1 protein-coding gene is annotated in these 249 nt (G+C 56.6%); it reads left to right on the top strand.

Going from position 1 to position 249, the window contains the following annotated elements:
* Positions 1-249: cellulose biosynthesis protein BcsG (bcsG, locus tag FN960_RS24555; RefSeq protein ID WP_143850855.1), on the top strand; the 249-nt coding region annotated here is incomplete at both ends.

Raw genomic sequence — 249 nt, 5'->3', positions numbered from 1 at the left:
CCGGGGGTCAGCAAAACAGCGGATTACAAAGCGCGGGCGCAGAAATTCTTTGATGAACTGGACGCCTTCTTTACTGAACTTGAGAAATCGGGTCGTAAAGTGATGGTGGTCGTGGTGCCGGAACACGGCGGCGCGCTGAAGGGCGACAGAATGCAGGTATCTGGCCTACGTGATATCCCTAGCCCGTCTATCACCGACGTCCCCGTTGGGGTGAAATTCTTCGGCATGAAGGCACCGCATCAGGGGGCA

Source organism: Alkalicoccobacillus porphyridii (genome assembly GCF_007293315.1).
In the GTDB taxonomy this organism is placed as follows: domain Bacteria; phylum Bacillota; class Bacilli; order Bacillales; family Bacillaceae_D; genus Alkalicoccobacillus; species Alkalicoccobacillus porphyridii.
This window is presented reverse-complemented; position numbering and strand designations above follow the sequence as displayed.